The sequence below is a fragment of the Microbacterium luteolum genome (assembly GCF_039533965.1).
Taxonomy (GTDB): Bacteria; Actinomycetota; Actinomycetes; order Actinomycetales; family Microbacteriaceae; genus Microbacterium; species Microbacterium luteolum.
The window spans coordinates 45,031-58,611 of record NZ_BAAAUN010000002.1; the positions used below are offsets into that span (position 1 = coordinate 45,031).

The 13,581-nt window shown below is 69.2% G+C and carries 12 protein-coding genes; 10 read left to right on the forward strand and 2 right to left on the reverse strand.

From position 1 onward, the window contains the following. The first annotated feature begins 93 nt into the window (after positions 1-93). The 8 genes from ABD648_RS19080 to ABD648_RS19115 all read left to right on the forward strand — a co-directional run bounded on the left by ABD648_RS19080 (position 94) and on the right by ABD648_RS19115 (position 8,353). Complete coding sequence (locus tag ABD648_RS19080; RefSeq protein ID WP_282216506.1) at positions 94-1,203, forward strand: Gfo/Idh/MocA family protein; 1,110 nt, start codon at positions 94-96, stop codon at positions 1,201-1,203. Further along, the gene (locus ABD648_RS19085) at positions 1,200-2,723 is read left to right on the forward strand and encodes a sugar ABC transporter ATP-binding protein (protein WP_282216507.1); all 1,524 of its coding nucleotides are present in this window, start codon (positions 1,200-1,202) and stop codon (positions 2,721-2,723) included. The genes ABD648_RS19080 and ABD648_RS19085 overlap by 4 nt, the downstream gene beginning before the upstream one ends. After that, positions 2,720-3,802 (forward strand): ABC transporter permease, encoded by a 1,083-nt coding sequence (locus ABD648_RS19090; RefSeq protein ID WP_282216508.1) that lies wholly within the window; start codon positions 2,720-2,722, stop codon positions 3,800-3,802. The genes ABD648_RS19085 and ABD648_RS19090 overlap by 4 nt, the downstream gene beginning before the upstream one ends. Continuing rightward, complete coding sequence (locus ABD648_RS19095) at positions 3,799-4,842, forward strand: ABC transporter permease (protein WP_282216509.1); 1,044 nt, start codon at positions 3,799-3,801, stop codon at positions 4,840-4,842. Before ABD648_RS19090 ends, ABD648_RS19095 begins: the two co-directional genes overlap by 4 nt. A gap of 2 nt (positions 4,843-4,844) precedes the next feature. Continuing rightward, a complete protein-coding gene (locus tag ABD648_RS19100) occupies positions 4,845-6,053 on the forward strand; it encodes a substrate-binding domain-containing protein (protein ID WP_282216510.1) in 1,209 nt (402 codons plus the stop codon). Between the two features lie 122 nt (positions 6,054-6,175). After that, entirely contained in the window at positions 6,176-7,030 is an 855-nt protein-coding gene (locus ABD648_RS19105) for a sugar phosphate isomerase/epimerase family protein (protein WP_282216511.1), read from the forward strand. Next, positions 7,027-8,034, forward strand: a complete 1,008-nt coding sequence (locus ABD648_RS19110; protein ID WP_282216512.1) for a sugar phosphate isomerase/epimerase family protein — start codon at positions 7,027-7,029, stop codon at positions 8,032-8,034. The genes ABD648_RS19105 and ABD648_RS19110 overlap by 4 nt, the downstream gene beginning before the upstream one ends. Before the next feature lie 25 nt (positions 8,035-8,059). Then, positions 8,060-8,353 (forward strand): Dabb family protein, encoded by a 294-nt coding sequence (locus ABD648_RS19115; RefSeq protein ID WP_282216513.1) that lies wholly within the window; start codon positions 8,060-8,062, stop codon positions 8,351-8,353. Between the two features lie 13 nt (positions 8,354-8,366). Here the strand turns inward: ABD648_RS19115 and ABD648_RS19120 are convergent, their stop codons facing one another. After that, the gene (locus tag ABD648_RS19120; RefSeq protein WP_282216514.1) at positions 8,367-9,323 is read right to left on the reverse strand and encodes an NYN domain-containing protein; all 957 of its coding nucleotides are present in this window, start codon (positions 9,321-9,323) and stop codon (positions 8,367-8,369) included. Beyond that, positions 9,316-10,311: a Gfo/Idh/MocA family protein gene (locus ABD648_RS19125; protein ID WP_282216515.1), complete on the reverse strand. Its 996-nt coding sequence runs from the start codon at positions 10,309-10,311 to the stop codon at positions 9,316-9,318. Before ABD648_RS19125 ends, ABD648_RS19120 begins: the two co-directional genes overlap by 8 nt. 105 nt (positions 10,312-10,416) lie before the next feature. On the opposite strand from ABD648_RS19125, the gene ABD648_RS19130 reads away from it, so the two are divergent. Together ABD648_RS19130 and ABD648_RS19135 are read left to right on the forward strand one after the other, a co-directional pair. Further along, positions 10,417-11,799 (forward strand): NtaA/DmoA family FMN-dependent monooxygenase, encoded by a 1,383-nt coding sequence (locus ABD648_RS19130; RefSeq protein WP_282216516.1) that lies wholly within the window; start codon positions 10,417-10,419, stop codon positions 11,797-11,799. A gap of 134 nt (positions 11,800-11,933) precedes the next feature. Further along, positions 11,934-13,568: a TIGR04028 family ABC transporter substrate-binding protein gene (locus tag ABD648_RS19135; protein WP_282216517.1), complete on the forward strand. Its 1,635-nt coding sequence runs from the start codon at positions 11,934-11,936 to the stop codon at positions 13,566-13,568. Positions 13,569-13,581: the final 13 nt, after the last annotated feature.

Consider the following 13,581-nt stretch of genomic DNA (forward strand, 5'->3'; position numbering starts at 1 on the left):
TTCGCCTCGTGGCCGATTGACTTCGAATTTCGAAACGACAACTTTTGACGAAGGGCTAGCAAAAGTGGCGAGGCGTGTGTCAGAATCGCCGACATGACAACGGATGTCACAGACACCGGTCTCGGAACGATCCGAGCCGGCATCCTCGGCGGAGGATTCATGGCCCGCGTGCATCGCACGGCGGCCAGAGACGCAGGAGGCGAGCTTCGTGCCGTCGCCACCCGCTCCGCCGCGGGAAGCCGCCACGCGGCCGATGCGCTGGGCGCCGACCGTGCCGAATCCGACGCGATCGCGCTCCTGGAGGCGGCCGACATCGACGTGGTCCACATCTGCACCCCGAACGCGACGCACGCGGAACTCGCCCTGCGCGCCCTGCAGGCCGGCAAGCACGTGGTGTGCGAGAAGCCGCTCGCCACGACCGCGCACGATGCGAAGACGCTCGCCGACGCCGCGGAGGCCTCAGGGCGCGTGGCCGCCGTCCCCTTCATCTACCGTTACCACCCGATGGTGCGCGAGGCGAGAGCCCGGGTCGCCCGCGGCGACATCGGCGAGCTCCTCACCCTGGACTGCTCCTACCTGCAGGACTGGATGCTGTTCTCCACCGACGACGACTGGCGGGTGCGCTCGGCTGCGGGCGGCGCATCCCGCGCGTTCGCGGACATCGGCTCCCACCTGTGCGATCTCATCGAGTTCGTGATCGGCGAGCGCATCCGCGCACTGAGTGCCCGCACGCGCCGGGTGTTCCCGGAGCGCGCAGGACACGAGGTCGACACCGAGGACATCGTCGCCGTGCTCGTCGAGACCGTCTCGGGGGCTCTGGGCACGCTGCTCATCTCGCAGATGGCCGCGGGGCGGAAGAACGCGCTCACGCTGGAGCTGCACGGCTCGCGGCAGAGCATCCGCTTCGAGCAGGAACGCCCGGAGGAGCTCTGGATCGGCATGCGCGAGGAATCCCGTCTGCTGCTGCGCGATCCGGCCGGCTCCGATCCCGACTCGGCGCGACTGCAGCGTGTCCCCGCGGGGCACTCCATGGGGTATCAGGATGCTTTCAACGGGTTCATCGCCGATGTCTACGCGGCGATGGCCGGTGCGCAGCCGGAGGGGATGCCGACCTTCGCCGACGGACACCGCTCGGCCGTGCTCACCGAGGCGGTCCTGGAGTCGGCGGCGGACGACGGACGATGGGTGGAGGTGACGGCATGAACGCGACCACGACACAGCCGGTGCTCGCAGTGAACGGGATCCGCAAGTCGTTCTTCGGTGTCGAGGTGCTCAAGGGCATCGACTTCGATGTGCGACCGGGCGAGGTGCACGGCCTGGTCGGCGAGAACGGCGCGGGCAAGTCGACCCTGATGAAGATCATCGCCGGCGTGCAGCCGGCCGACGAGGGCGTGGTCGCCTATCGCGGCGAGGAGGTGCGCCATGCGCACCCTCGGCAGGCGATGGATGCCGGCATCGTCACGGTGTTCCAGGAGTTCACCCTCCTGCCGGAGCGCACGGTCGCCCAGAACGTCTACCTCGGACGCGAGCCGCGCCGCGCCGGATTCGTCGACCGGAAGGCGATGATCAGCAGCACCGCCGCACTCCTCGCCGACCTCGGCGTCTCCTTCATCGATCCGCAGGCGCGCGTGGGTTCGCTCACGGTGGCGGAGCAGCAGATCGTCGAGATCGTGAAGGCTCTCTCGTTCGATGCGCAGGTCATCTCGATGGACGAGCCCACCGCGGCGCTCAGCGATCGCGAGGTCGAGCTCCTGTACGCGATCATCCGCCGCCTCACCTCCCGCGGTGTCGCCGTGATCTACGTCTCGCACCGGTTGAAGGAGATCTTCGATCTGTGCGACCGCATCACGATCCTCAAGGACGGCGCTCTCGTCTCCACCGACGAGACGGCCGCCCTCACGACCGACGAGCTCGTCCGGCGCATGGTCGGCCGGTCGATCCAGTCGTATTTCCCGGATGCCGTGGACGGCACGACGGTGGGCGAGCCGCGCATCGAGCTCGAGGACTGCGGCAACGCCTATGTCGACGGGGTGTCGCTGACGCTGCGTGCGGGCGAGATCGTCGGGGTCGCGGGGCTCCAGGGCTCGGGGCGCACCGAACTCGTCGAGGGCGTCTTCGGCATCCAGGCGTTCACCCGCGGGACCATGCGGATCGACGGCTCCCCGGTGCGCATCACCAGCGCACGGGCCGCCGTCCGCGCCGGACTCGCCCTGGTGTCGGAGGACCGCAAGGCGCAGGGACTCGCGCTCGGGCAGTCGGTGCTGGACAACGCACTGCTCGTCGTGCGGAGCGTCTTCCCCGGTCGCACCTCCGCCTCGCGTCGCGAGGTGCCCGGCGTGCTCAGCTCGCTCGAGATCAGCTCTCGGGGACTCGACCAGGAGGCCCGTTTCCTCTCCGGCGGCAATCAGCAGAAGGTCGTCCTGGCGAAGTGGCTGCTCACGCAGCCCCAGATCGTGCTCTTCGACGAACCGACCAGAGGCATCGACGTCGGCGCGAAGTACGCCGTCTACCAGCTCATGCGCGAGCTCGCGGCTCAAGGCAAGGCGGTGCTCATGGTGTCCAGCGAGCTGCCAGAGGTGATCGGCATGAGCGACCGCATCCTCGTCATGCACGACGGCGAGCTCGTCGCCGAGCTGCCGGTCGGATCCGCGGAGCACGAGATCCTCGGGGCGGCGACCGGCGCGGTGGACTCCCCGAACTCAACGGACGGAGGTGCGCGATGAAGCGCATCCGGATCGACTCCACGGTCATCGTCCTCGGCATCCTGATCCTCGCCCTCATCATCGGGGCGATCCTGATCGGGACCGTCGGACGCAACTTCCTCAGCCCCGGGAACATCCGGGACATCCTCACCGGCATGAGCGTGCTCGGCCTCGTCGCGATCGGGCAGACGCTCGTGGTCCTCGGCGCCTCGCTCGACCTGTCCGTCACCTACGTCATCAGCCTCGCCAGCCTGCTGGGGGCGACGATCATGAACGGAAACCCGGGCAACATCCCGGCCGCCGTGGCGATCACGCTGCTCGTCTGCGCCGGGATCGGCCTCGTCAACGGGCTCATCGTGACGGTGCTCAAGGTGAACGGCTTCATCGCGACACTCGGCACAGGGCTCATCCTGCAGGGCATCCTCAACACGAACTTCGAGGGGTCGTCCGGATCCGTGCCGTGGGAGTTCCAGCTGATCGGCGCGACCGGCGTCGGACCGGTGCCCGTGTCGACCATCATCATGATCGCGCTGGCTGTGCTCGTCTGGTTCCTGCTGGACCGCACCCGCACCGGTGCCCACCTCTACGCGGTCGGCGGCGACCCCGAGATCGCCCGTCTGTCGGGCGTCCGCACACGTCCGCCGCTCATCGCCGCCCACGTGCTGTGCTCGGTGTTCGCCGGACTGGCCGGTCTCCTGCTGGCCAGCCGTCTCGGCGTCGGCAGTCCCACGGTCGGACAGCAGGGCGGCTACGCGCTGCTCTCGATCGCCGCGGTCGTCCTCGGCGGCACGCTGCTCCTCGGCGGGCGCGGATCGATCTGGGGCGCGGTCGGCGGCGTCGCCATCCTGGCCGTGGTCGACAACGTCATGAGCGTGATGCAGGTCAACCCGTTCCTCAAGGACGTCGTCCGCGGCGTGGTCATCGTGGCGGCCGTCGCCGTCTACAGCCGCCGTGCCATCGTGCGTCGTCGTCCGCGCTTCGGCGCCGGCGGCACCCGCACCGGCGGCGACGACGCGGCCAAGGCGGCCGAACACGAGATGGCGGCGGCCGCATCGCAGCTCGCCGATACGACTACCGCAGCGGAAGGAGGGCGCGCATGAACGTCCTGCGCTCGCTCGTCAGCCCTCGAGGCGCGGTCTTCCTGCTCCTCGTGCTGCTGCTGATCGCCGTCATGATCCTCAACCCGAGCTTCGCGGAACCGGGTCAGCTGATGCGCTTCATCCAGCGTGTGGCGCCGATCGCCATCGTCGCGATCGGACAGTACTTCGTCATCATCGCCGGAGAGTTCGACCTCTCGCAGGGCTCGCTCATCACGGCGCAGGTGATCATCGCGGGAAACCTCGTCGGCCAGGACGACTCCCGTACCATCCCGGTGCTGCTGCTCATGGTCGTCTTCGGCGTCGCCGTCGGACTCGTGAACGGGATCATCACCACGCTCCTCAAGGTGCCGTCGTTCATCGTGACGCTGGGCATGATGCTCGCGCTCCTCGGTGGAGTCATGTGGTGGACCGGGGGAGCGGCGACCGGGAACCCGGCCGACAGCTTCCGCGAGATCGGCCGAGGCGGGATCCGCGACGTGCCGTTCCTGGAGTTCATCCCGTGGGCCGTGCTGATCCTCATCGCCTGGCTCGCGCTGGGCATCTGGATCACGAAGCTGCCCCTCGGCAAATCCCTCATCGCGGTGGGCGACAACGCCGGTGCCGTCGACTACGCCGGCGGGCGCCGCGCCTGGGTCACCACGCGGGCGTTCGTCATCTCCTCGCTGTCCGCCTCGCTCTCGGCCGTGCTGCTCGTCGGCTACGCCGGCGTGCACCCCTCGGTCGGCCGCGGCTACGAGTTCATCGCCATCACGGCCGTCGTGCTCGGCGGCGTGGTGCTGGGCGGCGGACGCGGTTGGATCGTCGCCGTCGCCGCCGGGGCCTTCGCCCTCGAGGCGCTCTTCATGCTCCTGAACATCGCCGGCGTCCCCTCGACGCTCCGCGACGCCGTCCAGGGCGTCATCATCATCGCGGCCGTCGCCTACTCCGCCGTCGCCTTCCGTGCGCGGCGCAAGCGCGGGCCGCAGACCCCTCCCGACCTCACCACCGCAGAAGCCGTATCGACCAGCACCATCCACACAGAAAAGATCAGAGGAGATTAGCAATGCGACGATCAATGAGGATCGCCACCGCAGGGGTGGCTCTCTTCGGACTCATCGCGCTCGCCGGGTGCACGACCGACCCGTCCGTCGCGCCGGCCGAGTCCGACAGTCCCGACGAGTCCGCGGAGACGACCGAATGGTTCGATCAGGAGCTGTTCGACAAGCAGAACGAGGAGCGCGGTGTCGACCCGCAGGGTCCGGCCGACCAGCCGTACCTGCAGCACATCAACGCCGAGATGGTCGACACGGCCGAGTTCGCGAGCGAGGGGGCCAAGAAGGCCTGCTTCGCGAACGCCTCGATCTCCAACCCGTGGCGTCAGACGGGCTGGATCACGATGAACGAGCAGCTGAAGGCGCTGCAGGCCGATGGCGCGATCAGCGAGATGGAGACGCGCGACGCGCAGGACTCCGATGACACGCAGATCGCCGACATCGACTACTTCATCGCCGAGGGCAACTGCGACGTGTTCCTCATCTCGCCGAACAGCACGGCGGCCATGACTCCGGCGGTCGAGCGGGCGTGCGAGACCGGCAAGCCCGTGATCGTCTTCGACCGCGGCGTGAACACCGACTGCTACGTCTCGTTCATCCACCCGATCGGCGGCTTCGCCTGGGGTATCGACACGGCCGAGTTCCTCATCGACAACCTCGAGAAGGGTGACAAGGTCGTCGCACTCCGCATCCTGCCGGGCGTGGACGTGCTGGAGCACCGCTGGGCGGCTGCCGAGAAGCTCTTCGACGAGGCCGGCATCGAGGCCGTGGACTACTTCACGGGCGCCGATCCTGCCGAGATCAAGAGCATCATCTCGGATGAGCTGGCCAAGGGCGACGTGCAGGGCATCTGGATGGATGCCGGTGACGGCGCCGTCGCGGCCATCGAGGCGTTCGAGGACGCCGGAGCGGACTACCCGGTCATGACCGGAGAGGACGAGATGAGCTTCCTCCGCAAGTGGAAGGACACCGGTCTCACGGGTCTCGCGCCGGTGTACTCGAACTTCCAGTGGCGCACGCCGCTCCTCGCCGCGCAGATGGTCTTCGCGGGCCAAGAGGTGCCGAAGGAATGGGTGCTCCCGCAGAAGCCGATCACCGAGGGCGAGCTCGACCAGTACCTCGAGGCCAACGAGGGCATGCCCGACGGCCACTACGCCAAGTTCGGCGGGGAGGACCTTCCGGGGTACCCCACCGTGTGGCAGCAGCGACAGATCCCGTAACCTGACGGGACGAGCGCGGGCGTTTCGTCTCGCTTCGCTCGCTCAACGACCGGACCCCGGTCGTTGAGCGAGGAGCGGAGCGACGAGACGAAACGCCCGCCGGCATGATTCAGAGGAGAACGATGCCCCACACGATCGCCGTCAACACGTGGGTGTGGACATCACCGCTCTCGGATGCGACGCTCGAACCGCTCGCGCGGAAGGCCGCGGACCTCGGCTACGACGCGCTGGAGCTCCCGCTCGAGAATGTGGGGGACTGGGATCCGGTGCGGGTGCGCGAGACGCTCGACGGCTTCGGTCTCGGCGCGATCGTCGTGGGCGCGATGGGGCCGAAGCGGTCCCTCATAGACAGTGTCGGCGATGTCGCGGCCACGCAGGAGTATCTGCGGGCCTGCATCGACGCCGCACGCGTGCTCGGATCGGATGCCGTCGCCGGCCCCTTCTACGCGCCGACCGGGGTCGCCTGGCGCATGGACGCCGACGAGCGCGCCGCGGTCATCCGCGAGCTGCGGGAGAACCTCGCGCCGCTCGCCACCGAGGCCGCGGATCTCGGGATCACCCTCGCCGTCGAGCCGCTCAACCGCTATGAGACGAGCGTGATCAACACCGTTGAGCAGGGGCTCGACGCGCTGGAGCCGCTGATCGGCGCGGGCGTCGGACTGGCTCTCGACACGTACCATCTCAACATCGAGGAGAAGAAGCCCGCCGACGCGATCCGTGCCGCGGGAGCGGCCATCGCGCACGTGCAGGTGTGCGGCAGTGACCGCGGCGCTGTCGGCGACGACCACACCGATTGGCCGGAGATCCTGCGGGCGCTTGACGACGCGGGCTATCGCGGTCCGCTGGGGCTGGAGAGCTTCACCGGCGAGAACGCCACGATCGCGGTCGCCGCGTCGGTCTGGCGCCCGCTCGCGGCGAGCCAGGACGAACTGGCTTCGCGCAGCATCGCAGCCCTTCGCGCATTGGAGCACTCATGAGCGTCCGCCCCGTCACCCTGTTCACCGGTCAGTGGGCCGATCTCCCGTTCGAGGAGGTCGCCCGCCTCGCGGCCGACTGGGGATACGACGGGCTGGAGGTCGCGGCATCCGGCGATCACCTCGACCTTCAGCGGGCGGACGAGGACGACGCCTACGTGGCCTCGCGCCTCGAGATCCTCGACCGGCACGGGCTGAAGATCTTCGCGATCTCGAACCATCTCGCCGGTCAAGCGGTGTGCGACGCACCGATCGACTTCCGGCACCAGGCGATTCTGCGCGAACACGTGTGGGGCGACGGCGACGCCGAGGGAGTGCGGCAGCGGGCGGCCGAGGACATGAAGCGCGCAGCGCGCGTGGCTCGCAAGCTCGACATCGACACGGTGGTCGGGTTCACCGGCTCATCGATCTGGCCGTATCTGGCCATGTTCCCACCGGTGCCGGCATCCGTCATCGAGGGCGGCTTCGAGGACTTCGCGGCCCGCTGGAATCCGATCCTCGACGTGTTCGACGGCGAGGGCGTGCGCTTCGCGCACGAGGTGCACCCTGGTGAGATCGCGTACGACTACTGGAGCTCGGTGCGGGCCCTGGAGGCGATCGACCACCGGAAGGCGTTCGGCTTCAACTGGGACCCCTCGCACATGATGTGGCAGAACATCGATCCGGTCGGGTTCATCGTCGACTTCGCCGACCGGATCTACCACGTGGACTGCAAGGACACCCGGATGCGCCCGCACAACGGCCGCGCCGGGGTGCTCGGCTCGCACCTGCCATGGGGCGATCCGCGGCGCGGGTGGGACTTCGTCTCGACCGGCCATGGCGACGTCCCCTGGGAGGACTCGTTCCGCGCGCTCGACGCGATCGGCTACACCGGTCCCATCTCCATCGAATGGGAGGACGCCGGCATGGACCGCCTGCACGGCGCTCCTGAAGCCCTCGCCTACGTGCGCTCGCTGCTGTGGCCGAAGCCCGAGGCATCCTTCGACGCCGCGTTCAGCAATCAGTGACCACCTCTTCGCACTCAGGAGCCCCATGTCGATCCAGCACACCGTCGTCTTCCGCCTCGTGCATCCGGCGGGTTCCGTCGAGGAACGCGAATTCCTCGCCACGGGTCACGCCGTCCTGACGTCCATCCCCGGGGTCGCCGACTTCACGATCCGCCGTCAGATCAGCCCGAAGAGCGACCTCGACCATCAGTTCTCGATGGTCTTCGCGGATCAGGGCGCCTACGACGCGTACAACGCCCACCCCGCGCACACCGCATTCGTGGCGGAGCGGTGGGTGCCGGAGGTCGAGGACTTCCAGGAGTACGACTTCGCCGAATGAGCGGCGTCGATTCCTACTGCTCGCGCAGCTTGACCAGACGCTCGTGGCCGGTCTCCTCGAGCTCCGCGATCTCGTCGCGGGACTTGAGGAAGTCGGAGAACGACCGGTAGCCGAGAGCCTTCTCGCTGAACGACGGATCCATGCGTCGCATGTGCGTCTTGACCGCCGAGCTGTGCAGCCACTCGTCGGCGTCGGTCTTGTCGTGACCGAGCCGCAGCGCGCGTTCCAGCAGCTGCGTCGCCTCGCCCTGTTCGTCGAGCTTCGGCTCCTCGACCTTCGCCGTCGCCTTGGACTTGGCCCTCCGGGGCGCCTTGGCCTTGGGAGCGTCTGCCGGGGTCTCGGCGGCCGGCTCGGCGGCATCCGTCGTCGGCGCCGTCACGACCGGCGCGACAGGCTTCGTCGGACGCACGACGCCGGGGAGCGAGTCGTAGGCCTCGAACTCGTCGCAGGCCGCGGCCAGCGACTTGGCGGTGGAGCCCGCGACGCCGACCCCGATCACGTAGCGCCCGAGCCGCTTGCACCGCTGCGCCAGCGGCACATAGTCGCTGTCGCCCGCCACGATCACGACGTGCGTCAGGTCGGGGAGGCGGAACATGTCCTCGACGGCATCGACCGCGAGCCGGATGTCGGCGCCGTTCTTGGCGTACGCCGCCGCGGGGAACAGCTGCACGAGGTCGACAGCACGGGCCACGAGCTGGGAGCGGTACTCCGCGTTCACCGGCGATGACCAGTCCGCGTAGGCCCGCGTGAGCACCAGGGTGCCGAATGAGGCGGCGTAGTCGATGATCGCGCCGACCTCGATCATCGCCCGGCTCAGCCGTTCGACGACGTCGGGATCGTTCGGGTTCTCGGTGATCCGCTGGCGGTCCTTGCCATAGGCGTTGCGTCCATGGACGCGGTCGTACCAGGAGATGACGATGTTGTCGAAGTCCAGGTAGACCGCGACGCGGGCGTTCGTGGGCTCAGCCATGGTCGGCCTCCTCGCGCGGGTAGCGCACCCCGATCTGCGAGCGGATCTCGTCGAGGGTGCCCATGATCGCCACGGTCTCGGCGATCGGCAGGATGTCCCCCTCGAGGATGCCCTCGCGCACGAGGCGCTCGGCGTTCAGCGCCTGATACTGCATGCCGCGCCCCTCGACCTCGGAGACGTACTCCTCCTGGACGGTGCCGTCCGGAAGGACGACGCGGAACGAGGTGGGCGAATACCAGACGCGATCGATGTCGATGCGGGCCGCAGTGCCGACGATGCTCGCGGCGTTCGGTCCGGCGCCGCGGGAGGACGACAGCGTGGTCGAGATCGCGCCGCCCTCGTGCGTCATGACCGTCGCGACCTCGGCGTCGGCTCCGGTCTCGATGAGGCGCCCGACGGCGCGCACCTCGGTGGGGGCGCCGAGGATGTCGTACACGAACGAGATCGGGTAGATGCCGAGATCGAGCAGCGCGCCGCCGCCCAGCTCGAGGTCGTTGAGCCGGTGCGCCGGGTCGGTCGGGAGCAGCTGGGTGTGGTCGGCGCTCACGACGCGGATCTCACCCAACGTGCCGGCGGCGATGATCTCGCGGATGCGGACCATGTGCGGCAGATACCGCGTCCACATCGCCTCGGTCACCAGCAGGCCCTTCTCGGCGGCGAGCCGCTGCAGGTCCTCCGCCTCGGCGCGGTTCAGCGTGAAGGCCTTCTCAGCGATCACGTGCTTGCCGTGCTCGAGTGCGAGACGGGCGTTCTCGTGGTGCATCGGGTGCGGGGTCCCGACGTAGATGATGTCGACATCCGGGTCGGCGACGAGCGCCTCGTACGACGCGTGCGCGTGGGGGATGTCGAAGCGGGCGGCGAAGGCATCCGCCGATTCCTGCGAGCGCGAACCGACGGCCACCAAGTCGAGTCCTGCGGTGCGTAGATCGGATGCGAACGAGGCGGCGATGCCGCCGGTCGCGAGGATTCCCCAACGAAGACCAGTCATCATCTCAGCGTAGAGGGTGTCGCGGGTGTGACGGAGTGTGACATCGCGTGACGTCCGGCATCGGCGGCATGGCAGCGGCGCGCACCGCGAATCTACGGTGACGACATGACGGAACCTCTCATCATCGGCGCCATGGTGCGCACGCTCGGCGCGTACCCGTCGGGGTGGCGGCAGCCGGGCGCTCATCGCGATCCGGCGGCCGATGCCGACATCCTCCGCCGCATCGCGCGGGAGGGAGAGGACGCTGGACTCGACTACCTCTTCTTCGGAGACTGGCTGGCGACCGGGCCCGACCTGGAGTTCCGCGATCCGTACCTGCTCGCTCGGATCGATCCGGTCAGCGCCGTGCTGTTCCTCGCCGGCATCACGTCGCGGATCGGACTCATCGCCACGGTCAACACGACCTACGCCGACCCGTACTCGACCGCGCGGTCGCTCGCGTCGCTCGACGTGCTCACGCGGGGCCGCGCCGGCGTCAATCTGGTGACCGGCGCCGAGCCGCGCGCCGCGGGCAACCACGGCCGCGACGCGCACGCCGACAACGAGACGCGCTACGACCGCGCCGAGGAGTTCGTCACGGCGCTGCGGCGACTCTGGGACTCCTGGAGCGACGACGCCTGGATCGCGGATGCCGCGCGCGGCGTGCTCATCGACCCGGAGGGCCTTCGAGCCGCCGACCTCGTGGGCGAGCGGGTGCGGGTCACCGGTCCGCTGAACGTCGCCCGCCCGCCGCAGGGGCAGATCCCGATCGTGCACGCCGGCACCTCGCCCCGATCGCGCGCGCTCGCGGCCACCCAGGCCGACCTCGCTCTCATCGCCGCGCCGAACCTCGCAGATGCGATCGCCACACGAGCGGGGCTGCGTGACATCGCCGCGGAGTCCGGGCGCTCGCCGGACGAGGTGAAGGTGATCGCGCCCGTGCTCCCGGTCGTCGCCGACACGGATGCCGAGGCGCACCGCATCGTGGAGCGCCTGCTGGCACTCGTGCCGCTCGCGGAAGGGCATCAGACCACGCGCACGGCGTTCCCGCCGAACCGGACCGTCGATGCGCTCGCCGACACGCTGGGTGTCGCCGCCGACGATCCGCTCCGCGCGGCCGCCTTCGACCAGCCCGTGACCGCCGACGACGCCGCGCGGCTGGGGGAGGTCGGTGCGGCCCTCGTCGAGAGGGTGTCGCGCATCGCCGGCGTCGGCGTCTCCGCCGGAGACCCGCTCACCTGGCGGCACCTCGTCGCCGCGCACGCCGTGCCGGCCGCCTTCGTGGTGGGCGACGCGCGCACGATCGCCGATCACTTCGAGACCTGGCGCGACGAGGGAGCGGCTGACGGATTCAATGTGCTGTCGGCCTTCCAGCCCGCCCAGTTCGAGGCGTTCACGCGCATCGCGGCCCCGGAACTGCGGCGCCGCGGCCTGCTCGCTCCGGACGCCGACCGGTCCGGCGAGACCCTTCGCGATCGCCTGCGTGTGACCTCCCGTGTCGACGCATGACCGGACGTTTCGTCTCGCGACGGTCGGTGTCCGGCGCTTCGCCGCACGGCATCCGTCTTCCCTAGCGTGATCCTCACCTCGCAGTCCCGCACCACTCCCGCACCCGTGCACCCGAAGCCCAGGAGGCCTCTCCCATGAACCGCCGTCTCATCCGTGCAGCCGCCGTGGCGCTCCCGCTCGTCCTCGCGACGAGCCTCGCCGCCTGCGCCTCCTCGCCGGCACCGGCCAACGCGCCGGCCGAGGGGAGCGACCCCGTCACCGGCGGCACCCTCACCTACCTCGAGCACCAGACGTACACCAACCTGTACCCGCCGCAGGCCGGCTTCTACCCCAACGGCGGCGTCGTCAACAACATCGCCGCCCGCCTCACCTGGCAGAACCCGGAGTCGCTCGACATCGAGCCGTGGATCGCCTCCGACTGGACCGTGAACGACGACGCGACCGAGTACACGTTCAATCTGAAGCCCGACGTCACGTTCTCCGACGGCACCCCGCTCGATGCCGCGGCCGTGGCGAAGAACTTCGACACGTACGGGCTCGGCGTCGCCGACCGAGGGCTCACGATCTCCGAAGCGATCAACAACTACGCCAGCAGCGAGGTCGTCGACGAGGACACGGTCACGTTCCGCTTCTCGGCTCCGGCACCCGGTTTCCTGCAGGCGACCTCGACCATCAACTCGGGCCTCCTCTCGCCCGCGACGCTGGACGGCACGATCGAGGACTTCGGCGCCGGCAACGCGGAGGAGATCATCGGCTCCGGCCCCTTCACCGTGACCGACGAGAAGCTGGGCACCGAGTACACGCTCACGGCGCGCGACGACTACGCGTGGGCGCCGGAGAGCGCGGAGAACCAGGGGCGTCCGTACGTCGACGCCGTGCACGTGCTCGTCACGCCCGAGGACTCGGTGCGCATCGGCTCGCTGATCGCCGGACAGGCCGACTACGTGCGGTACGTGCAGGCCTTCGACGAGGACCGTGTCGAGAGTGCGGGCTTCACCCTCTACGCCCCGCAGACCCGCGGCGTGAACAACGCGATCAGCCTGCGTCCGAGCAACCCGCTCCTCACCGACATCCGCGTCCGCCAGGCGCTGGTCGCCGCGGTCGACGCGCAGGAGGTCGTCGACACGCTCTTCACCGAGAACTATCCGGTCGCGACCTCGGTCCTCTCGTCCGAGGCCCTCGGCTACAAGGACGAGTCCGAGCACTACGCGTTCGATCCCGACAAGGCCGAGAAGCTCCTCGACGATGCGGGATGGAAGCCGGGATCCGACGGAATCCGCGAGAAGGACGGCGAGCGCCTCTCCTTCACGGTGTACGAGGCGAAGCCGCAGCCCCTCTCGAAGCAGACCCTGGAGCTCGTCGCGCAGCAGCTGGCGAAGGTCGGTGTCGAGCTGAGCGTCAAGCCGGGAGACGCCGGAAGCGCCGCCGCCGATAACCGCGACCCGCTCAAGACCGGCTTCTACCACTCCATGGTCGGACGCGCCGACCTCGACGTGATCAAGAGCCAGTACTTCACGAAGAACCGCGACACGCTCATCTCGAACGACGCCGAGCTCGACGCTCTGCTGCTCGCCGTGGCATCCGAGCCCGACCCCGACAAGCGCGTCGCCGCCTCCCAGGCCGTGCAGGACTACATCGCCGAGCAGGCGTACGTGATCCCGCTGTTCGAGGAGCCGCAGGTGTACGGCGCGGCGACCTACGTGCAGGGCGTGGCCTTCGAGTCGGTGGGTCGTCCGACCTTCTCCGGCGTGTGGCTCGCCGAGCACTGATGAGCACGGTGCA